The organism is Blastococcus aggregatus (assembly GCF_900221005.1).
GTDB classification, from domain to species: domain Bacteria; phylum Actinomycetota; class Actinomycetes; order Mycobacteriales; family Geodermatophilaceae; genus Blastococcus; species Blastococcus aggregatus.
The window spans coordinates 252,415-273,061 of the sequence record NZ_OBQI01000007.1 but is presented as its reverse complement, the minus strand read 5'-3'; the positions used below and the strand labels follow the sequence as shown (position 1 = coordinate 273,061).

The window sequence follows — 20,647 nt, the reverse complement described above, 5'->3', positions numbered from 1 at the left end:
TCAGTCCCAGACCTGCTCTTCGCTGCGGTCAGTCCACCGCACCCACCGCCGACCCGGACGCTACTCCCGGGCCGTCTTGACACATAGGAGCTCATTTCGGCTGGCCGCTGCCAAGCGGTCGGCCGAGGAAGGCGGCAGTCGTCCGACACCGGGTCAGTGATCTGGGGTCCAGCGGACGAAGCCGGGGTGGAGGCGCGTAGAGACCGCTCACGGCTCCGTCGACGCGAACGATGACGGTCCAGGCAACGCCCGGCGCCACCGCGCTACTGGAGAAGTGCGGCAGCCGTAGTGGAGTCCGCCTTCCTACGGTCCGCGACCGTGATGACGCTGCACAAGCTGACCGCCGGGGACGGCTACACGTACCTGACGCGGCAGGTGGCAGCGTTCGACGCGACGGAGCGGGGTCACACGGGCCTGGGGGACTACTACTCCCAGCGGGGAGAGTCCCCGGGGCGGTGGGTGGGCGACGGCATCGCCGGGCTCAGTGGCGTGGGCGCCGGTCAGCTCGTCACCGAAGAGCAGATGAAGTCGCTTTTCGGAGAGGGGCGGCATCCCGACGCCAACCGGCTCGAGAAAGAGACCCTGGCCCTGGGACAGACGCCGACCGAGGCCCGAGCGGCAGGAGCCCTGGGGCGGGCCTTCTACGTCTTCACCCCTCAAGCCGACGGCTTCCGAGCCCGCTGCGCGGAGGAGTTCGCCGCTCTCAACTCTGCACGCGGGCAGCCGGCCACAGCGCCGGTTCCGGACGACGATCGAGCGAAGATCCGCAGCGACCTCGCCCGGGTCATGTTCGCCGAGGCCTACGGCCGGGCACCGCACGATGCCCGCGAGCTATCGGGGTTCCTCGCCCGGGTCTCGCGGCCGGCAACGACGGCGGTAGCCGGCTACGACCTCACCTTCTCCCCCGTCAAGTCCGTATCGGCGTTGTGGGCACTGGCCCCGCGGGGGGTGGCCGAGCAGATCGAGGCAGCCCACGCCGCCGCGGTCGCCGACGTCTTGGCCTGGCTAGAGGAGAACGCGTGCTTCACCCGGCTGGGCACCGATGGAGTGCGACAAGTGGAGACCACCGGACTCATCGCCTCGGTCTTCACCCACCGCGACTCCCGCGCCGGCGATCCCGACCTCCACAGCCACGTGGCGGTGAGCAACAAGGTCCAGACCCGCGATGGACACTGGCGTGCGCTGGACGGACGGGTACTGCACAAGGCCGCCGTCGCCGCCTCCGAGCGCTACGACACCCGGCTGGAAGCACACCTGGTCACCCGCTTGGGGATTCGATTCACCGACCGTCCCGGCATCACAACGGGCCGGCGGACGGTGCGGGAGATCGTCGGCATGGACCAACGCCTGCTGAGCGCGTGGTCGTCGCGGCGTCGGGACATCGACGCCCGGCGAGGCGTGTTGGCGGGCGAGTTCCAGCGCCACCACGGCCGGGCGCCCACGGCGGTGGAAGCGATCGGGCTGGCACAGCAGGCGACCCTGGAAACGCGCGGCCCCAAGCACGAGCCACGCTCTATCGGTGAGCAGCGGGCAACCTGGCGCCGAGAAGCCCTCGCCATCCTCGGCAGCCCGAATCGCGTCGACCGGATGCTGGGCCGGGTGCTGGGCGCGCGAGGGTCCCCGCGCCCGGGGGTAACCGAGGCCTGGGTCCAGTCGGCCGCCTCCCGGGTGCTGGACACCATCTCGGCTGGGCGGGCTACCTGGCAGATGTGGCACGTGTGCGCCGAGGTGGAGCGGGTAGTGCGGGCCGCCGCCCTGCCTCCCGCTGAGGTGGACGTCGCGGTCACCCGGGTCACCGAGGAGGCGCTGTCCCCCGGCCTGTCCGTTCCCCTCGGTGAACGCGACCCGGTGGTCGAGCCGCCGGAGCTGCGCCGCTCGGACGGGGCCAGCGTCTATACCGTCGCCGGATCCCGGCTCTACACCAGCCGGGCGGTGCTTGACGCCGAGGCGCTGCTGCTGGCGGCCGCGGGGCGCGGTGAGGGACGCCGCGCCGATCCGGCCACGGTGGAGCTGGCGCTGCTTGAGTCGACGGCCAACGGCGCGGAGCTCAATCCCGGCCAGGCGCAGCTGGTCCGTGAGCTGGCCTGCAGCGGTGCCCGAATGCAGCTGGCCCACGCCCCGGCCGGCGCTGGTAAGACGACCGCGCTGGCCACCCTGGCCCGCACCTGGACCGCCGACGGCGGGACGGTGCTCGGGTTAGCGCCCTCCGCCGTGGCCACCGCCGGGCTGCGGGCTTGTCTTGGTGCACCTTGCGAGACGCTTACCAAGCTCGTCTGGTGCCTCGAGGCCGGACAAGCACCCGACTGGGTGGCCGGCATCGGGCCGACGACGCTGGTGGTCCTCGACGAAGCCGGCATGGCCGGCACTGTCGAGCTGGCCCGCGCGGCCGAGTACGTCTTGGGGCGGGGCGGATCGGTGCGCCTGGTCGGCGATCACCAGCAGCTGACCTCGGTTGCCGCCGGCGGCCTGCTGGCCGAGATCGCCGCCACCCATGGCGCGGTCACCCTCACCCAGTTGGTGCGCTTCGATGACCCGGCGGAGGCCGCGGCGACCGTCGCCGTCCGGGAGGGCGACACCCTCGGGCTGGGCTTCTATCTCGACTCCGGCCGGGTCCACGTCGGGGACCGGTCCACCTGCGCCGAGCAGGCCTACGCCGCCTGGGCCGCCGACCGCGACCGCGGTGTGGACGCGCTGCTGCTGGCCGCGACCCGGGAGCTGGTCGCGCAGCTGAACCAGCGGGCGCGGGCTGACCGGCTGACCCGCGCCGCCTCCTCGCCGGGTGCGGAGGTCGAGCTGGCAGACGGCACCCGGGTCGGCGCTGGGGACCCCATCATCACCCGCACCAACAACCGGCATTTGCCGATCACTGCCACCGAGTGGGTGAAGAACGGTGACCGGTTCGCCGTCCGGGCCGTCGGCGGCGACGGCTCCCTCGACGTCGTGCACACGGACACCGGACGGCGGATCAGCCTGCCGGCGGGCTACGTCGCCGAGCACGTGCAGCTCGGCTACGCGACTACGGTGCACGGCGCCCAGGGCGTCACCGCCGAGGTCTGCCACACCGTTCTCGGCGGCACCGAGTCCCGGCAGCTGCTCTATGTGGCGCTGTCCCGGGGGCGCGCCGCGAACCACCTATACCTGGCCACCATCGGCGACGGTGATCCGCACAGCATCGTCACCCCCGCCGCCGTGTCCCCGCCCACGGCCACCGACCTGCTGGTCGGCATGCTCGCCCGCGACGGCGCCCAGACCTCCGCGGCCGGCGCCCGCCGGGCACTGGCTGACCCGGCCGAGCTGCTGCACGAGGCCGCCACCCGGTACGCCGACGCGCTACACGTCGCCGCCGACCACCGCCTGGGTGCCGTGACTGCAGAAGAACTGGAGAACGCCGCCGAGCGCCTGCACGCCGGGTTGACCGCCGCGCCGGCGTGGCCGACGCTGCGCGGACACCTGGCGCTGCTCGCACTCAAAGGCTGCGACCCTGCCGCCGTACTGAGGACGACGGTCGAAGCGCGGGAACTGGAGACGGCGACCGACCCCGCTGCCGTCCTCGATCACCGGCTGCCCGTGTCGGGTCCGGCAGGTCCGCTGCGGTGGCTATCCGGGATACCGGCGGCACTGGTCGACGATCCGCGTTGGGGGCCCTATCTGACCGCCCGCGCCAATCACGTCATCGCCTGCGCGGCACGGGTCGGAGAGAACAGCGCCGGCATGACCGCGGCCACCGCGCCCACCTGGGCGAGACCGCTGCTGGGCCCGGATCACGGGTCGCTGCGTGCGGACCTCGCCGTCTGGCGCGCCGCGCTCAGTGTTCCCGACAGCGACCGGCGCCCCACCGGACCGCCCCGGCGGCAGGCTGCGGAACGCCAATCTCAGACACGCCTGGACGAGGCCGTAACCGCTACCGGCCCCACCCGGGACAGCTCCGTGTGGTCCGCCCTCGCCGACGGCATCGCCCCCCGCATCCGCCGCGACGAGCACTGGCCGGCACTCCGCGACCGGCTGGCCGCCGCCGACCGTGCCGGTCTAGATGCCGCCGGCATGCTCGCCGCCGTTGCTGCACAACGTCCCCTGCCCGACGACCTGCCCGCCGCGGCCCTGTGGTGGCGGATGGCACCCCACGTCGCCCCGGCCAGCGTTCCCGCTGGGCCGGGCACGGCCGGACCGCGCCCCGACTGGTGCACCACCCTGCTGGACCTGCTCCCAGACCAGCAGGCCCAAGGTGTGCTGGCCGACCCGGCGTGGCCGGCGCTGGTCACCGCGGTCACCACCGGCACCCGCAACGGATGGCGTCCCGCCGACCTGCTCACCGCCGCACTCACCGGCCTGCCGCCCGCAGTGACCGACGACGCGGTTGGGCTGGCCGAGGCGCTGGTCCTCCAGATCGCCGCCCTCACCGACCCGGCCCCCGTGCACGACCCCGAACCCCTGCCGGCCGATCTGCAGCCCCCCGACGATGCGCATCTACTGCCGCCCGTGCACGCACCCAAGACCGCCACCACTGACCCGGCGGACGGGCTGCCCTGCGACGAGGACGCGCCATTCGACCCCAACTACGACACCCCTCCGCCGGCGTGGCCGCCGCGGTATCGCACGCCGGACCCCTTCACCGTCACCGGCGGGGTCGATGTCGCCGACGACGCCGACTACCTCCTCGAGCAACACTTCTGGGCCACCGCCATCGTTGGCCGCGACCGGCTCATCGAGCTCAACGCCCAGGCCGCCGCCTTCTCCAGCGACCACTACCGCCACTCCTGGGCAGCGGGCTACCTGCACGACCGGCTGGGCACCGACCTCACCGCCGATCCCCGGTTCACCGCGGGCTACGCCCCCGCCGGCTGGACCGCGCTCGTCGACCACCTGCGCGGCCTCGGCGCCAGCGACCAAGAGCTGCTCGCCGCAGGCCTCGCCCTCCGCGCTCGCACCGGAGCGCTGATCGATCGGTTTCGCGACCGGCTCACCTTCCCCATCTTTAGCCGCGACGGCGTCATCGTCGGCTTCGTCGCCCGCCGCAACCCCACCGCACCCGACGACGGACGCGCCGGACCCAAGTACCTCAACACCCCGGGCACCGACCTGTACCGCAAGGGCGAGCACCTGTTCGGGCTCCATGAGAGCCGAGCTGCGCTGGCCGCGGGAGCCACCCCGGCTCTCGTCGAGGGACCGCTGGACGCCATCGCCCTCACTCTGGCCGGTGGCGAACAGACCGTCGGCGTCGCCGCCCTCGGGACCGCCCTGACCGACCGACAAGCAGACCTCCTCGGCCCCTACATACGCCTCCACGGCCCCGGCATTCTCGTGGCCACCGACGACGACACCGCCGGACAGCAGGCCGCAGAGCGCATCTTCTGGCAGCTCTCCACCCGTGGGGACGACCCGCGCCGACTCGCCCTGTTCGACGGGCTCGATCCCGCCGACCTCTTCCACCGCGAGGGGGCCACCGCGCTACGGAGGGCCATCGACGCCTCGAGCAGCCTCGCCGACAACCTTCTCGACGCCCGCCTTACCGCCGCGCTCTCCGACAGGAGCCCCGCAGCTCTCCGCGCAGCACTGCACGACGTCAGCGCCACCATCGTCGCCCTGCCACCCAGCCGGTGGCTGGCACACATCGACCGGGTCACCGAGGCTCTCGGCGTGCCGCCTGGCACCGTCCACAAGGCCGTGCTCGACACCGAACCGATCACCTCGGCGCCTCGCAGGACCCCGACTGGTCCACACCGGGCGCACCGCTCAACGCCCCCATACGCGGATCCTCAGCGGCCGGGTCAGACGGGACGGCCGTCCCACAGCACGCCACCTGAGCTGCACCAACCCCGGTAGAGGTTCGGCTTCCGGGACGCGTTCACTCCCGGCAGCCGGGAGGACGCGCCACGGTCTGGGTCCCATCACTGTCGGGTGACAGTCCTGCGCCGCATGCCGCTTGTCCAGCGCTCGGTCATACCTCCCTGACAAGATGCGCTCATGAACCGAGTCGCCCGGCTGGTGGACCGCCCGGTGTACTCGATGGCCCAGGTCGATCGCATCCTCGGTCTTCATGGCGGGACAGCCCGCCGGTGGATCGACGGCTACAACCGCGGAGCCAAGTCGTATCCGCCGGTCATCAGGCAGGAGCGGACCAACGAGGACACCGCCACGTGGGGCGAGTTTGTAGAGACTCGGTTGCTCGCGGAGTTCCGTGACGCCGGGGTGCCGATGATCCGGATGCGGCCAGCGGTGGAACGCCTGCGCCGAGAGCTCGAAACGCCGTATCCGCTGGCCTCAGCGCGGACCTGGCTGTACGCGGAGGGTCAGGAACTGGTCCGAGCGGTGCAAGACGAGGTCGGCCTCGACAGCGCGTTGCAGCTCGTCGTGGTGAGGAGCAACCAGCGTCTTCTCTGGTCTCAGCATGCCGAGTCGTTCCGGGGGTCGCTCGAGTGGACAGACGGCGATGTTCCTGAGCCCCGACTACTGCATCCCATGCCGGACATCGCTGAGGTACAGGTCGATCCGCTTCGCGGCTACGGGGAGCCAGTTGTTCGCAACGTCCCTACTGAGGTCATCGCAGAGCTGATCCGTGCGGGAGAAACGCCTGACTCTGTGGCAGACATGTACGAGCTGAATCGCTCGCTCGTCGACGCCGCGGTCCGGTACGAGCTGAAGCGCGCGGCCGCCTGACGTCTCGTGGTGGCCGATCGCGAACGTCTGCGCTTCTACGTGGACGAGAGCGCGCTCGGGCTCGGCAAGGCTCTCACCGCCGCGCGCTTTGACACCGTTCATGTCGGCCATCCACTGATCCCCGAATGCCCATACGGCACGCTGGACCCCGACTGGATGCCAGCTGTGGCGGCGCGAGGCCTCATCGCCATTGGCCGGGACAGGCGAATGCGTACCCGGCCGGCCGAAGTGCACTTGATCCGGGAGTCGGGCCTGCGTGTCTTCCGGATCGGCGGCAAGCGGGATGAAACGACGTGGGGTTGGCTGACGTGGATGGTTCGCCGGTGGGACGACATCGAGGAGATCGTTGACACCAGGGGCCCAGGGCCATGGTGGTACGTCATCACCGAACGGTCAGTAAGGGAGTTGCCTTTGGCTTGAGAAGCCCCCGCCGAATGGGGGCAACCGTCATGTCGGTACCCGGCTGCATAGTCAGGGCACCCCGAGTAAGTACGGAGTACCGATGCCGGATCGCTTGTGGCTCGACGTGCCGTACGCCGAGAAGGACGCTGCCAAGGCAGCCGGTGCCCGATGGGATCCCGACGTTCGCCGCTGGTATGCGCCTCAGGTGGCACTGCTCCCGAAGCTCGCGCGCTGGGAATCACGGATACCCGAGCTCTTGCCCGGGGAGGACCGCAGCTTCGGCCAAGGTCTGTTTGTCGACCTGGTGCCGTCGACTTGCTGGTTCACCAACGTCCGCAGTTGCGTCGACGAAGGCCAGTGGGACGCGCTCCGGTCCATGGTCTACCGCCGGGCCGGGCACCGCTGCGAGGCCTGCGGCGCTCCACGCGGCACTGACCGTCAGCGACTGGAAGCCCACGAGCGCTGGCAGTACGACGAGAGCACCTACACGCAGACGCTGCGGCGCCTGATCGCCCTGTGTTGGTCCTGCCATCGGGCGACGCATTTTGGCTTCGCCGAGGTCACCGGCACCTCCGCCGAAGCGACCGCCCACCTTCGGGCGGTCAACGGCTGGTCACCCGGCGAAGCTGACGCCCACATCGACCGCGCCTTCGCACTCTGGGAGAAGCGGTCGACCCATGAGTGGCGGCTCGACCTGGGCATCCTCACGAACGCCGGCATCAGGGTGGTCGAGCCCCCCGATCCCGGGCGTCGGACTGAGGAGAGCGCGACGCGCCTGGCAATCAAGATGCCGCTCCTGCCCACGTCGATACAGGGGGAACACGGCAGCCATACCGCCGCGGAGTACCGATGCGACGACGAAGGCCCCTCCGCACCCGAACCGCCCCGCAGAAAGCTGTGGGCGCGTATTCGCGGAGCTCTCACTAGTCAGTAGCGGCCAGGGCCGCCTGCGCCCGGCGCCGGGGTGTTGATCCCTTGCGCACAGCGGGCTCGTGCGACTGCCTTGGCCACGTCGTCGGCGTGGCTGAGCAGTCGCTCGCCCGGGCCGGGCGCTCGAGCGCGCTGCGCGTAGAGCCCGGCGAGGTGGCGCTGGCTCGTAGGTGCGGCGGGTGCAGCACGGTTCACGGCGTCGGCCAGGCTGCTCGACAGCGCGGTGGCCGAGGCGACCGCGCGACCGAGGCGGTCAAGGTCGGCGCCGCGGGCCTGTACGCGGCGGCCGGCGATGACGTCCCGCACCCGGTCGTCGGGCATGTTGTCCATGCGGGGCAGGTCGCGGGCGGCGGCGTAGAGCTGACCGGTGCGTGACCAACGGTCGACGGCCGCGGCGAGTCGGTCGGCGAGGACGGGAAGCTGGTTGGTCACCTGCTGGACCGTGCGGGTCAGGCGAGGGAGGTCGCCCCGGTCGCGGAGCGCGCCGCGGTCGGCGTTGGACCCGAGGTCGTTGCGCAGCGTGTCGGCGAGGGCGCGTGCCCAAGGAACGACGCCGTGGGGGTCAGTGGGCCCGACTCGGTGGCCGTCGTCGAAGGTCATGCTGATTCGGCCCGTGAGTTCCCATGCGACGGCTGCCAGCAGGGGCCGCATGCCTTCGTCGCCCGAGGCGGCAGCTAGCACGGACGAGGCGCAGTCGCTGGTGATCTCGGCGGCGGCCACAGCGGCGCGAAAGTCGCGCAAGGTCAGGCCTTCGCTGCGCAGGGATCGGTCGACCGCCGCGGTCAGCGCCGCTGCGGCATCGACTGCGGTCAGCCTCTCGCCGGCTCGTGGCAGGCCGGACACCGGCACCAGGCGATCGAGGACGGCCGCGCCGTTGGCCGTCGGCGGGTCGGCCTGGGCGTCGCGCTCGACGGCTGCGGCCAGCCTCCGGACGACGGCCAGCTCGGCGACCGCAGCCTGCGGCAGCAGCCGGTGCGCCAGCCGGGCGCAGTGGTCGGCAGCTTCGGCAAGTTCGACGGTGACCGCCCACCGGTGGCCGCGACCCATGCTGGCGCGGTCGCGGCCGATCACGTCGGCGGCGGCGCCGGCCAGGTCGGTCAGCGGTCCTCCGGTGCGCGGCCAGAGCCGGCCCACCGTCGTGCAGGCAGCGGTCATCTGGGCGGCGGTCTGCTGCCGACGGCTGACGCCAGCAGTGAGCCCGTCCTGGGTCATGCCAGCGATGGCGCGGCCGAGGTGGGCCATCGCTCCGGTGACGTCCTCGATCGCCGCGACGCTGGTCGGCGCCGCGGTGCGTTCGGCGAGCGCGTCGAGCAGCTGCTGCAGGCTGGTGGCCATGATCAACGCAGCTGTCGCAGGGCGCGGCGGGCTGCGCGGGCCGCGTCGATGACGTAGCGAGTCGCGAAGGCCTCCTGGTCGACGAGGCCGAGCGCGCCCATAGCCGCGCGGATGCTGGCGCGGGGGTCGTCGTCGACCAGTGGGACAGGCTCGGCGTGCCCACCGGCCAGCTCGAGGAGCTCCGCGGCCTGCATGCACTCCAGGGCGATGTGTGCGGGGACTTGCTCTCGGTCGGCGCCGACGGCGTCGAGCAGGGAGGCGGCGTAGCTGAGCGGGTCGATGCTCGCCTCGACGGTCACGGCGGCTCTCCTTCACTTGGTGGACTGCACCGAGGCTGGGTCGCCGCGGCCGGTGAGTGGGGATGTGGCGATCAACCTGTGGATCGCGGCGGGGCTGTTTACGACCGGTCATCTGGGCGGCGGCGTGGCTGGGCCGCCGTCCGCATCGGGAACGGGCAAGGCGGCCGGGCAGTCGTCGAGCAGTCGCCAGTGCAACTCCCGCGCCGGATGCCGGTCGGGAAGCGGGGCGGCGGCGAGGCCGGGCAGCCCGGCGGCAACGTCGTAGCCGGCGGCCGCGGCGCGGGTGAGGGCGGCGGACAGAGGCCACCAGTCCGGGCCGTCCAGGAGGCGCGGATCGATCCGCCGGGCGACGGCCTCCCACGCCGGGTCTGCAGGCTCGTCGTCCCGGCGGCCGACCGGCTCGCTCTCCATCTCGGCGGCGACGCGCACGATCTCGGCCGCGATGGCGCGCCGCCGGGCCTCGGGCATGGCCTCGCACCACGCGGCCAGCAGTTCCGGAGTGTGGCGAGTCATCCACTGCCGGCTGACCCGGACGCCGCCGAGCAGCGCGACCCAGTCGTCGGACCGGTCAGGGCGCGGAGCAGCACTCATCGGGTAGCTCCCTCGCCGTCGTCCAGTGTGACTGTGTCCGGTGCCCCGTCAGATGACTGGGCCCCGGTGTCGGCGTCGAAGCGGCGGCGCCGCTCCGCGACGGCGGACGGAGTGCGGTAGTCGGCGTCCCAGGAGCGGGCCGGCCAGTCGACATGTCGGCCGGGTGGGCAGCCGAGGCCCTGTCGCTCGTTCATGCGGGCGTAGAAGCCGGGCAGGGCGTAGCGGTGCCACTCCTCCATCGGATGGGGAACCGTGGCGTCGGCCGCCGCGGCCCGCATGCACGCGAGGACTGCCAGCTCGCGGACCAGTGCCGGGTGGGCCGGCCAGCAGGAGGGGACGAAGTGCGCGGTTTGCCAGGCGTAGGTGTGGTTGAGCCAGCCGGCGACGTCGTCGATCCACGACCACAGCTCCCGGCGCACTTGGGGAGAGCAGGTCGCCGGGTCCCACGGCCGGTCTAGCAGCCCGTAGGCCGATGGCTCGAGCCCGGACACCTCGGCCTGCCGCAGCATCTCCAGCGCGTGCCGGACCCAGCGCGGCGGTCGCGGAAACGGGGGCGCCAGGAGGATCTCGGTCACGACACCTCCCAACTCGCGGGCATGGTCCCTGCGGCTTCAGCCGTCGGCTCGGAGGGGCGGCGGGGGCGCTCCCCTCCCCCGGTGCCGCGGCCGCGGGCGGCCATAACCCGGTCGCGGGCGGCCGCCTGGGCGGCCAAGAGCGTGGCGCCCCGGCGCCCCGTGAGGCACCGGGTCAGACGGGCGATCAGCGGCGGCGCGTTCTCTGCGAGCACCAGCGCCCGGCCGGGCGGCAACAAGCGGATCTCCTCCGGCCGCAGCACCGGGGTGTCCTCGCCGTGGGTGGACCGCGCCCAGCCGGCGCCCCGGTAGCTGTAGGAGGAGCGGCGCACGCGGGTCCGGCCGATCAGCTCGGAGAGCTCGCGGTAGAAATCGCCGTCCTTGCCGCCGCCGAAAGCGATCACGACGTTGGTGAGGCCGAACAGGGCCCGGGCCTCGTGCTCGCCGTAGAGCAACACCAGCTGCCGCCAGGTCTGGGCGGCGTAGATGTAGCTCACGCCCAGGGCCCGGTCGTTGGCCATGCGAGTGCGCAGAGTGGGCAGCGGCGCGGTGGACGGCAGCTCGTCCAGACAGGCCAGCAGCGGCGGGCACAGCCGGCCGGTCCGCGAGCCGGCGGCGAGTTGGAGCGCGGTATCGAGGACGTGCTCGGCCAGCGCGGTCAGCAGCGGGGACGCGGAGGCGTAGGGGTCGTCGCGCCCGAGCAGGTAGACGGTGCCGCCGGCAGCGAGGAGACCGGCAACCTCGGTGGCCGGCCGGCCGGGCCCGGGAGTGCAGCGGCGGCGGATGTCGGCCTGGAAGAACAAGGCCAGCGCCTGCTGGACGGTCGTGGCGGTGTTCCCGGCGGTGCGCGGGTCGCCCTGCATGGCGCCGTGCAGCAGCCCGTCCCACAACGGCGCGGCCTGCGGGTGGCCCCGCAGGATGTCGGCCGGGGCGGTCGCGGCCTGCGGATGGGCCGCCCACTCGAGGACGTGCTCGACGGTGCCACCGGTCAGCGCGGCGGCGTGGAAGTAGGCCTGCAGCACCTTGGCCGCCTCGAAGGCGTAGAAGCGGGCCGCGCCGTCGGAGATCCCCCCGGTGACCGCGCCGGCGACGGTGCCGGCGGTGAACGCCTTCGCCCGACGCTCGGCGACCATCGGATCTCCGCAACCGGCGACCGGGTCCCACACCAGCTCCGGCACGCCCGGGACCGAGCCGAACGGATCGCACACGGCGACCGGCCGCCCGCCGTCGGCGCGGGCGTCGAGGGTGAGCAGCAGGTCCTCGGCCTTGGTCAGCGTCACCAGCGCCGCGCCGGGCGCGTCCAGGAGCGCCGGTGCGAGCAGGTCAAGGGTCTTGCCCGAACCCTGCGGGCCGTAGATGCCGGTGGTCCGGTCGAAGGGCACCCACAGCTCTCCACCGGCGGGGACGGCGCAGACGCCCAGCCGCCAGCCCACGCCATCCGACTCGGGGGACCGCCCGCCTCGACCCGCGGAAGTGGGAAAGTCGGGCCGGACCACGGCAGCGGCGCGACGCAGCCGGGAGCGGCCAAGCACCTGCTCGACTTGGCTGCGGTCGGCCATTCCGCTCGGCGTCCCGAGCAACCGCCGTCCGGCCCAGACGGCACCTCCGCTGGCGACGAGGAAGGCGACGAGCAGGACCGCGATGACGGCGTAGACGGCGGGGGTGCCGGGCAGCGCCGCCGCCTGGCTCGCGTCGAGGCCGGTGTCCGGATCCCCGACCAGCAGGCCGCCGATCGAGGCGGTCAGGGCGGCGCCGTCGGTCGGCCAGACCCAGCCGCCGCCGTCGAGCACCGCGGCCACTCCGCGGCCGACAGGCAGCAGCAGCGCAGCAGCGGCCAGCCAGGCGCTGACGGCTGCAGCCGGGACCTCCCAGCTCGCCGGGCCCACGTCTGCGCGCGCGCCGACGCCGGTCATCGCCGCCGTCCGTACGGCGTCCGGTGCATGGCTCCTCCTGTGGGTCGGAAAAGGGGGCACGAGCAGGTCAGCCCGGGTTGGACGCATTCAGGTCCACGCCGCGATCGGCCAGCCACGGAACCGGGTCGAGCGGCGCGCCGTCCTGGCGGACCTCGAAGTGCAGGTGGACACCGGTGCTGTTGCCGGTGGATCCCTGGAAGCCGACCAGCGTCCCGGCGCCGACGTGCTGGCCCGCGCTGACCGTGTAGGTCGAGAGGTGCCCGTACCGGGTGGTCACCCCGCCGCCGTGGTCGAGCTCGACGAGGTTGCCGTAGCCGGCCAGCCCCAGGCCGCCGTCACGGTCGCAGTAGGCGCTGGTGCAGGCGGCGGTGATGACGGTGCCGCCGCCGGCGGCGTAGACGGGGCTGTCGCGGGGGCCGGCGATGTCGACGCCGGCGTGCAGGGTGCCCCAGCGGGGCCCGGAGCCGGAGGTGACCTGACCGGCGGTGGGCCGGATCCAGGATCCGGCGGGCACCGGAAGGTTCGGGCAGACGCCGGACGCCCCGCGAGCAGGGTCGGCAACGATGGCCTGGGCGGTGGGCCACAGCATGCCGGTCAGCTCGCCCGCGAACGGCGCCCAGCGGGCGTAGGCGCCGCCCGCGGCCGAGACCTGCACCTCCTGGGCTGCCTGGGTGAGCGGGATGGTCCGCCAGTTCGGCACCTCGACCAGCCGGTCGTAGAAGGCCGCAGCGGCGTAGACGGGGTCCATCAGCTGGGCGACGGTGCCCCAGCCGGCGATCCAGCGCTGCTGGAAGGTGTTGACGCTGTCGTGGTCGGAGCCGAGGCCGTCGTGCGCGTGCTGGAGGCTGGTGGCGGTCACCGCAGCCTGCTCGGCGGTGAGTTCGGGGCTGCTGCCGTCATTGGCCAGCATCCGGATCCGGGACTCCTGGTATGCGGTGGCCAGCGCCACGGTGGCCGCATAGGGGTCGAGTCCCTGCGCCGCGGCGACGGCGACGATGGTCTGCGCGTGACCCATCTGGACGGCGTCCAGCTCGATGCCGGCGACGGTGCCCCGGGTGCCGCCGATCGAGCAGCGCGACGATGCGGCCGCTGGCTGGTCGGGTGCGGCCAGAACGGCGAGCGGGATTAGCAACAGGGTGAGCCCGGCGAGCACCGGGAGGGCGACCGGAGCGGCGGCCTTCCACAGCCACGCCCGCGCCGCGCGCTCCGCCGCGCCGCTCATCGCGCTCCCCCGGCGGTGAGGGCCTCGTTGGTGTAGGTCAGCCGCAGCTCGGGCTCGGTGAGGACGGTCTGCACCTTGAACGCCCGGTCCCCGACCAGCCACAGTGCCCGGCCCTTGCCCGCGACGGCCCAGCCGGTGACCACCCGCTGGGCTATCGGGGCCAGGCCGAGCAGGCTGCCGAGTTCGTCGCCGATGGCCTGGTCCTGGCCGTGCAGGACCTTGACGTCGCACAGGTGCAGCAGGTCGCGGCCGATGGCGACCGCCTGCGAGGTCGCGTCCCCGGCGGTGAGCATGTCGGAGGGCTTGTGCGCCAGCAGGATCTGCACGTCGGCGTCGCGGCGGGACAGCCGGAGGTTGGCGTCCAGGCTCTTCATCGCCTCGGCACCCAGGCGCATTTGCCGCCACGTCTCGTCGCGGATGACGATGCGCAGGTCCCCGGGCTCGGCGATCTCGCGCATCGCCTGGCCCCAGGAGTTGAGGCAGGTCAGCGCGATGCCGACGGCCTGGTCACCGAGCGGCTCGACCCGGGACAGCGACAGCGACTGGATCGGGGCGCGCCAGTCGACGGCGATGGTGGTGTGGTCGTCGAACAACCCGGCCAGGGAGCCCTTGACCAGGGCGCCGAGAGCGTCGCGGAGAGTGCGGGTGGCGTCGATGAAGTGCCGCCGGTCGGCGTAGCGGCAGCCGGCGACGAGCTCGTCGGGAGGCTCGTCGAGTGCCCGCCACAGCTGCGGGATGGTGGGCTCGGTCAGCCGGGTGGCGCCCGAGCGGTAGCCAGTGAGCAGCCGCAGCGCCTCCCCGACCGCGGTCTCCTCCACCGGGCCGAACGGCACCGCCTGCGAGCCGATCAGGCCGCGCAGCAGCACCAGCCACCGGGCGAACAGGAGCGCCTCGCGGCGCCGGGCCTCGGCGGCGTCGAGGCGGTCCCAGCCGTACCCGAGCGGGCCGAAGGCCAGCGGGTTCACCCGGGTCGGCAGGCCGTGACCGATGACGAACGGCTCCACGCCGAGTGCTCTGCAGAGGGGCTCGTACTCGTCCTTGGTGTCCCCGAGGATGAGAGTGCGATAGCCGTAGGCGAGCATCCGCAGCGCGAAGGCCTTGACGGTGGCGGACTTGCCGCGGCCGGGCTTGCCGAAGACGACGACGTTGGGGTTGGTGACCGGGAGATCGTCGTCGGTGACCCAGCCGACCGGATCGCAGTAGAACGCTCCGCCGGACAGCAGGTCGAGTCCCATCTGTGCGCCGGTGGGCGGTAGGCCCGAGGTGGCAATCAGGGGCCACACCACCGGCGTCTGCTCCGAGGTCATCCGCCACACCGACAGCGGCGCCAGCGCCGCCGCTCGGCCACGACCACGTCCGCGGGGGCCGCGGCGGGGCACCAGCTGGGTGAACGGCCCCCGTTCCCGTGCCGCGGTCTCGATCGCGGGGACGGCGGGCAGCCGGTGGCCGAAGTCGTCGAGCAGGACAGCGACGTCCCGGCCACGGCGGAAGGGACGGCGGCTCATCGTCGGCCTCTGCGGTCCGGCAGCCCAACGCCGAGGGGAATGGCGGCAGCGGCGAAGGCGGAGTCCTGCGCCAGGTCGAGTCGCAGCGGCACGAAGCCGGCGGCCCGGACCGAGGCGGACAGCCGGCGGCCGTGCTCGACCACCGGCCACGTCGCCGGCACGGTGACGCAGGCCGCCGCGGCGACGCGCACCAGAGCACGGCCGGCGGTGAGCTTCTCCTCGGCGGCACCGACCCGCTCGGTGTCCCGCCGCTGCCGGGCCCGCTGCCGGAAACCCATCCGGGCGCGCATCTCGTTGCCGGTGGTGGCGCTCATCTGCTCCCGACTGACCACCCGGGTCGCCCGGGTCAGCGGCAGCGGGTCGAGGAAGACGGTCAGGCAGCGCCGCTCCCCCGCCACCGTCGGCACGAGCACCGGGGCGAGCGCGCCGAGCACCGCACCGGAGTCGGGCAGCAGGATCGTGTCGGTCACCGACGCCCAGGCGTCGTGCAGGTAGTGCCGCACCTCGGCGCGCGCCATCGTGGGTGCCGCGGCGGCCATCGGCACCCCGGTGGCCAACTGCTGGCTGGAGGCGGCCGCCAGGTCGGCGGCGACCAGCTCGCCACGGTCACCCGGGGCGAAGCTGGTGCGCACCGCGGCGGCGAGCTGTGCGGAGTCGAGCCAGGACACCGTCGTGCAGCCGACGGGTCCACGAAGCGCGGCCTCGACCTCTGCCATCACCGAGTGCAAGACCCGGGCCCGGCCGTCCACGCCCCCGCCGGACTCCCTCGCCGCCCGGGCGATCCGTCCCTCGCCGACCACGACGGTCACGAACGCTTCGGTCCGTACCGCGGCCGGCGTCAGCGTTGCGCCCAGCAGCGCGTTGACCCGCGCGGCGAGCGTCGGCGCGTCGGGGTGGGTGTGAGTGCGTTCCCAGGCGGCGCGCTCCGCGCCGTCGTCGGGCACGGTGCGCACCTGCAGGACGAGCACGTCGATCAGCTCGGTGCGGGCGGCGAGCTCGCACATCTCGGCCAGGCCGGCGCCCATCCGGTCCCGCTCGCCCGCCTCGGCGAGCCCGATGCCGGGATGGGCAATCGACGCCACCGCTGCCCAGGTCCGTGCGGCGCAGTTCTGCACGATCACCGGCCGGGTGAACAGCTGCCCGAAGGGCGGCCCGTCGTGAGTGCGGATTCCGGCGAGCACTCCCGGCAGGTCGGCCTCGGACAGGTCGTCGGCCGTCCCCGCTCCGGCCCGTGAGCCGAACGCCGCCCAGCCCATGGCTCCTCCGATCGCGTGCAGACAGAGGTCGCCGAACCAGCGGCCGGCGGCACGGCCCCGGATAGGCACCAGCAGCACGGCGGCCAGCAGCGCCCACACCGGCAGCCAGCCGACGAACAACCCCCAGGCCTGGCCGTTCAGGGCCAGCAGCGCCGGAACGCCGGCGAGCGTCACCAAGGCCAGCTGCGTGCCGGTCATCCCCAGGAACCAACCGGAGACGTCCTTGGCGTACTCGCCGTAGCGGTGTGCGCTCATGCGGCACCGTCGTCGGCAGGAGAGTCAGGCCGCCCCCGCGGAGCGGGGAGGTCGGATTGGGGAGACCCGCCGCGTCCGGCGCCGTTGGCCCGCTCCGCGGGCCAGCCAACAGCCGCTGCGCCGTCGGCGAGGGACGACCACAGCGGATCAGGAGTCAGGGGGTCTTGGCCGTCCCCGTCCGGACGCGGCGACGCGTCGTCCTGTCGTGAGAGCGCGGTTGCGCGAGCGTGCCCGTTTCCCGCCACGGAAGCCCGGCCCCGAACTGACTGCCTGTAGTAGGGCGCGGTGTGTCCGATGCCAGCTCCGGAGAGGACGTCGGCCGCCGAGGCGGCCACCCCAGCGGCCAGACGGCCGGCCGTGGAGGTGCCCGTTGTCAGCGCACGCAGCGCGCCGGCGAAGCGACCACTGGTCGCGGCGTCGGCGGTCGACTCCCCCTGCGCGCGGTCTCCAACCAGCTCTGCCGCGGCTCCGGAGGCCGCAACCCCACCGGAGGCGGCGACAGCGGCGGCCCCCGCAGCACGACCACCTCCCCCGCCGAGATTGCCCAGTGCGCCCATGACTCCGCCAGAGGCGGCCAGGGACGAACGCAGAGCCGCGCCGCTGGAGGTACCGGGGTCGACAAAGGCCAGCAGCCGGAACAGCGCCAGCGGGCAGATCGCGCCGAGCAGAATCAGCAGGCAGCCGACCACCGCCATGCCGACCGCTGCCTCTGTGCTCGTTTCCTCGGCTCCGGTGACGATGCCCTCGGTGATGGTGACGCCGACACCAAGGATGAGGACGGCGACCGGGGCGACCAGCAGTGCGGCGAGGAACCAGCGCAGGCTGCGCCAGAACCAGGCGCTCGAGGACTGTGCCAACAGGCCGCCGGCCGAGATGGCCGAGGTCGCCGCCAGCACGATCAACGCCGCCTCGCGGACCAGCATCAGCAGCAGGTAGCCGACGCTGGCCGGCACCAGGAGGAAAATGGAGCTGACTCCGAGAACGGTGGCAACCGTGCCGTTGACCACGTCGCGGCCCACGCTGATCGACGGGTCAAAGGCGGCCAGAGTGTCGATGTCGAGCAGGCTGCGCAGCAAGGCGGTGATCAGCCCGGAGACGCCGGTGACCAGCAGCGCCGCGATGCCGACGTAGCTGACCCAGACCAGCCCGAACTGCAGCAGGCCGATGAGCAGCCGGCCGAGGCTCTGCCCGTCCCGGCGTGCCGCCGCGACACCGAGTTGCACCATGGCCATCAGCGCAGCCACGGCCGCGCCGATGCCGAAGGTCACTGGATAGACCCCGGCCAGCGGGCCCCCTGCGGACAGGTCAGGGGTGGCGAGCGCGTCGATCACCGAGAAGGCCAGGCCCAGTAGCCACAGCCCGGCCTCCCACAGCGACAACATGGCGCTGATCCACACGTCGGCGACCACGGCTCCGGCCGCTTCACCGATCACGCAGAACGGGTTGGTCGGCAGACACGACAACGCGTCCTCGGCCGATGACGGATCGGCCGGGAAGGCGACCACCACCGCCGTGTCGGCCAATGCGGGAGCGGCGACTGCCAGCCATCCCGCCGCCGCCAGCAGAACGACGACCAAAGCTCTGGGCCCGACCCGACTACGCCGTCGTGGCTGTGGGCTAGGCATGGCGCAGATCCCGCCAGCCAGCCGCGATCGCGGTGTCGGTACCCGGCCAGACGGACGGCGCCGGCGCGGGCTCCGGCCCGGCACCGATCATCCACCGGTCCCCCACCCATGCCATGCGCTGGCAGTCGGCGATCGCGATCCGCGACGTCTGCTCGACGGTGACGGTGAACTCGAGGTTTACGCACACCACCGCGAACTGCGGACCCACCGTTCCCTTGATCAGCCCCATCGCCGGTCGGACAACGATGGCCAACTGCGGGGACCCGGCACCGGACAGCCCCGCCGCCGACAGAAGGCTCGCCATGCCAGCCACCCCGGACCACGACTCCGGGGTCGGGCCGCCAGGGGCAGCCCACTCGGCGATGACACGCCGCACACCGTCCATCGAGCCGGTCTGCATCGCCGTCACGTCGATCGCGGCCAACTGCGCCAGGGCCCCTTCCGAAGTGCGGGGAAAGCCGGTGGGCACGTCAGCCGGGCCGTCGGCCGTGGTGCGCGGCAACTCGATGACACCCGCCGCCTGCCGCGACACCGGACCTGGCAGCGCGTCGTCCGGGTCGGCGGTCGGCATCGGCGTCGCGGCCAGGGCATCTTGGGACGACGTATCCGTGGAGAGTGAATCTCCCTGTCGCGCAGCGTGCGCTGAGCCTGACTCCTCCTCGGTCAGCGCCCCAACGACTGCGAGGACCACGCCGGCCAAGACCGCTAGCGCGACGAGGGCGGCGACCACGACCAGCGTGAGAAGTCGACCAGCTCCCCACCCAGGGATAGCGCTTCCCTGGACGTCTCGGTGGCGGCGCATCACGTGCACCCGCTGCCGGTGATCGAGTCCAGGATGACGAGGATGACCGTGTAGGCGATGGCCACCATCACCACCACCGCGACGCCCATGGCCCCGTACCGGGAGGCGTGCGGATGGGAGAAGATCCGCCCGACGAGGATCGACCCGAGGGACACGACCGCGCCGATGCCGATCAGCGCCAGCACGCCCCACTTCACCCAGGCGGTCACATCGTCGGCGAAGGCTTCCATCCCGGGCGGTGCCTGGGGGCAGACCGCCGCGCTGATTTCGGCCGGCGTCGCAGTCGCCGGCCCGGCATCCAGCACGACGAACCCGGCAAGGACGAACACCACGCTTGATGCGGCCCGCACCGCCACGGCGGTGCTCCTGCGTCCGGCGGTCACGGAGTCTCCCCCGCCGGGGCCACGAGTGCGGCCAACGACCGGCCGGCGGCCGCCACTGGCTTCGGTAGCCGGTCGCCGGTCAGCCCGGCAATCTGCAGTTGCCGGTCGATCGGCACTGGGACCACCTGCCCCCGCGACCGCAACTCACGAAGCCGCGGACCGCAGCTGACCTCCACCAGCCGGGGCCAGCGGGCCGGGCCCACTGCGGCGACCGCCGCCTCGCCGCCGACGGCGGCGAGCAGCTGCTCGGTCTGCCGGACCGACGGCACCGTCACCCGGGTGACGACGACGACCATCGCGCCGCCGACGACCGAACCGGGTGGATCGAGCAGCGTGCGGGTCAGCGACCAGCCGGCATCGACCACCCTCAGGGGCTCAGCGTCGTCGGTCTCTGGTGGCGGCGGAAGCACTCCGTCGGCCGGATGCCGAGTGAGGCGGACGACGTCGAGTCGATTCCGGCGACCGCGCCGCCAGGCCCCGTCCGTGCCCATCTCGATGGCCGGGGCCGCCACCAAGCCCGACTGGACAGGCTCGGCATAGTCGACCAGCTGCACACGCCTGGCTTCCGCCAGCCCTTCGGCCACGGCCAAGGCGACCGTCGAAGCGCCGGCGCCGGCGTGACCGGCCATCACCAGGACGACAGGATCGCCGACGTTGGACGCCACCCACGGGATCGAACTGGCAGCCGGCCGGGAGGCAGCGACAGGACCCGCAGCGCGCGACGCCTGGCCTCTCCAAACGACGTCGAGATCGTTGAGGTCGTCGAAGTTCCCTGAGCGGATCGCGATGACGGCCGCGCGCATCGCCTCGACCGTCATCGGCCGTGCTCGACGAGAAGTCAGTGGGTCCGCGATCGCCATCGATCCCGACGGCGGCGCGTCACGGCTCATCCGACCGCGCCGC

Annotated in this window: 16 protein-coding genes; 4 read left to right on the top strand and 12 right to left on the bottom strand. The window is 72.9% G+C overall.

Annotation, left to right across the window (positions count from 1 at the left end; all coding sequences use genetic code 11):
* Window positions 1-321 precede the first annotated feature (321 nt).
* The 4 genes from mobF (at window position 322) to CRP29_RS21220 (ending at window position 7,990) form a co-directional block, all read left to right on the top strand.
* On the top strand, window positions 322-5,820 hold the full coding sequence (gene mobF / locus CRP29_RS21235) for a MobF family relaxase (protein ID WP_245853166.1): 5,499 nt from the start codon (window positions 322-324) through the stop codon (window positions 5,818-5,820).
* A 141-nt stretch (window positions 5,821-5,961) separates the two neighbouring features.
* A complete protein-coding gene (locus tag CRP29_RS21230; protein WP_097197045.1) occupies window positions 5,962-6,654 on the top strand; it encodes a DUF433 domain-containing protein in 693 nt (230 codons plus the stop codon).
* Between the two features lie 9 nt (window positions 6,655-6,663).
* Entirely contained in the window at window positions 6,664-7,074 is a 411-nt protein-coding gene (locus CRP29_RS21225; RefSeq protein WP_097197044.1) for a PIN-like domain-containing protein, read from the top strand.
* Between the two features lie 82 nt (window positions 7,075-7,156).
* On the top strand, window positions 7,157-7,990 hold the full coding sequence (locus CRP29_RS21220) for a DUF5710 domain-containing protein (protein WP_097197043.1): 834 nt from the start codon (window positions 7,157-7,159) through the stop codon (window positions 7,988-7,990).
* On the opposite strand, the gene CRP29_RS21215 is transcribed toward CRP29_RS21220, so the two are convergent.
* From CRP29_RS21215 to CRP29_RS21160, 12 genes are all read right to left on the bottom strand, one after another.
* Window positions 7,984-9,321, bottom strand: coding sequence for a hypothetical protein (locus tag CRP29_RS21215; RefSeq protein ID WP_097197042.1), 1,338 nt, complete (start codon window positions 9,319-9,321; stop codon window positions 7,984-7,986). The two genes, CRP29_RS21220 and CRP29_RS21215, sit on opposite strands and share 7 nt — an antisense overlap.
* Window positions 9,322-9,323: 2 nt before the next feature.
* Window positions 9,324-9,620 carry a hypothetical protein gene (locus CRP29_RS21210; RefSeq protein ID WP_097197041.1) on the bottom strand — a complete coding sequence of 99 codons (297 nt, stop codon included), beginning with the start codon at window positions 9,618-9,620 and terminating at the stop codon, window positions 9,324-9,326.
* A 108-nt stretch (window positions 9,621-9,728) separates the two neighbouring features.
* Entirely contained in the window at window positions 9,729-10,211 is a 483-nt protein-coding gene (locus CRP29_RS21205) for a hypothetical protein (RefSeq protein ID WP_097197040.1), read from the bottom strand.
* The gene (locus tag CRP29_RS21200; protein ID WP_097197039.1) at window positions 10,208-10,786 is read right to left on the bottom strand and encodes a hypothetical protein; all 579 of its coding nucleotides are present in this window, start codon (window positions 10,784-10,786) and stop codon (window positions 10,208-10,210) included. The genes CRP29_RS21205 and CRP29_RS21200 overlap by 4 nt, the downstream gene beginning before the upstream one ends.
* Window positions 10,783-12,696, bottom strand: coding sequence for a type IV secretory system conjugative DNA transfer family protein (locus CRP29_RS21195; RefSeq protein WP_097197038.1), 1,914 nt, complete (start codon window positions 12,694-12,696; stop codon window positions 10,783-10,785). Before CRP29_RS21195 ends, CRP29_RS21200 begins: the two co-directional genes overlap by 4 nt.
* 67 nt (window positions 12,697-12,763) lie before the next feature.
* On the bottom strand, window positions 12,764-13,918 hold the full coding sequence (locus tag CRP29_RS21190) for a M23 family metallopeptidase (RefSeq protein WP_097197037.1): 1,155 nt from the start codon (window positions 13,916-13,918) through the stop codon (window positions 12,764-12,766).
* Window positions 13,915-15,423 (bottom strand): ATP-binding protein, encoded by a 1,509-nt coding sequence (locus CRP29_RS21185; protein ID WP_097197036.1) that lies wholly within the window; start codon window positions 15,421-15,423, stop codon window positions 13,915-13,917. Before CRP29_RS21185 ends, CRP29_RS21190 begins: the two co-directional genes overlap by 4 nt.
* The gene (locus CRP29_RS21180; RefSeq protein ID WP_097197035.1) at window positions 15,420-16,934 is read right to left on the bottom strand and encodes an SCO6880 family protein; all 1,515 of its coding nucleotides are present in this window, start codon (window positions 16,932-16,934) and stop codon (window positions 15,420-15,422) included. Before CRP29_RS21180 ends, CRP29_RS21185 begins: the two co-directional genes overlap by 4 nt.
* Complete coding sequence (locus tag CRP29_RS21175; RefSeq protein ID WP_225232359.1) at window positions 16,931-18,511, bottom strand: hypothetical protein; 1,581 nt, start codon at window positions 18,509-18,511, stop codon at window positions 16,931-16,933. The genes CRP29_RS21180 and CRP29_RS21175 overlap by 4 nt, the downstream gene beginning before the upstream one ends.
* Before the next feature lie 40 nt (window positions 18,512-18,551).
* On the bottom strand, window positions 18,552-19,289 hold the full coding sequence (locus CRP29_RS21170; RefSeq protein WP_318249959.1) for a hypothetical protein: 738 nt from the start codon (window positions 19,287-19,289) through the stop codon (window positions 18,552-18,554).
* Between the two features lie 71 nt (window positions 19,290-19,360).
* On the bottom strand, window positions 19,361-19,717 hold the full coding sequence (locus CRP29_RS21165; protein ID WP_097197033.1) for a hypothetical protein: 357 nt from the start codon (window positions 19,715-19,717) through the stop codon (window positions 19,361-19,363).
* Window positions 19,718-19,740: 23 nt separating this feature from the next.
* A complete protein-coding gene (locus CRP29_RS21160) occupies window positions 19,741-20,562 on the bottom strand; it encodes a hypothetical protein (RefSeq protein WP_097197032.1) in 822 nt (273 codons plus the stop codon).
* Between the last annotated feature and the right edge of the window lie 85 nt (window positions 20,563-20,647).

Bases quoted from the DNA above. Each gene is read 5' to 3' on its own strand.
- CRP29_RS21220 (WP_097197043.1), top strand. From the start codon at position 7,157: ATGCCGGATCGCTTGTGGCTCGACGTGCCGTACGCCGAGAAGGACGCT.
- CRP29_RS21205 (WP_097197040.1), bottom strand. From the start codon at position 10,211: ATGAGTGCTGCTCCGCGCCCTGACCGGTCCGACGACTGGGTCGCGCTG.
- CRP29_RS21215 (WP_097197042.1), bottom strand. From the start codon at position 9,321: ATGGCCACCAGCCTGCAGCAGCTGCTCGACGCGCTCGCCGAACGCACC.
- CRP29_RS21180 (WP_097197035.1), bottom strand. From the start codon at position 16,934: ATGAGCGCACACCGCTACGGCGAGTACGCCAAGGACGTCTCCGGTTGG.
- CRP29_RS21230 (WP_097197045.1), top strand. From the start codon at position 5,962: ATGAACCGAGTCGCCCGGCTGGTGGACCGCCCGGTGTACTCGATGGCC.
- CRP29_RS21195 (WP_097197038.1), bottom strand. From the start codon at position 12,696: ATGACCGGCGTCGGCGCGCGCGCAGACGTGGGCCCGGCGAGCTGGGAG.
- CRP29_RS21185 (WP_097197036.1), bottom strand. From the start codon at position 15,423: ATGAGCCGCCGTCCCTTCCGCCGTGGCCGGGACGTCGCTGTCCTGCTC.
- mobF (WP_245853166.1), top strand. From the start codon at position 322: ATGACGCTGCACAAGCTGACCGCCGGGGACGGCTACACGTACCTGACG.
- CRP29_RS21190 (WP_097197037.1), bottom strand. From the start codon at position 13,918: ATGAGCGGCGCGGCGGAGCGCGCGGCGCGGGCGTGGCTGTGGAAGGCC.
- CRP29_RS21160 (WP_097197032.1), bottom strand. From the start codon at position 20,562: ATGACGGTCGAGGCGATGCGCGCGGCCGTCATCGCGATCCGCTCAGGG.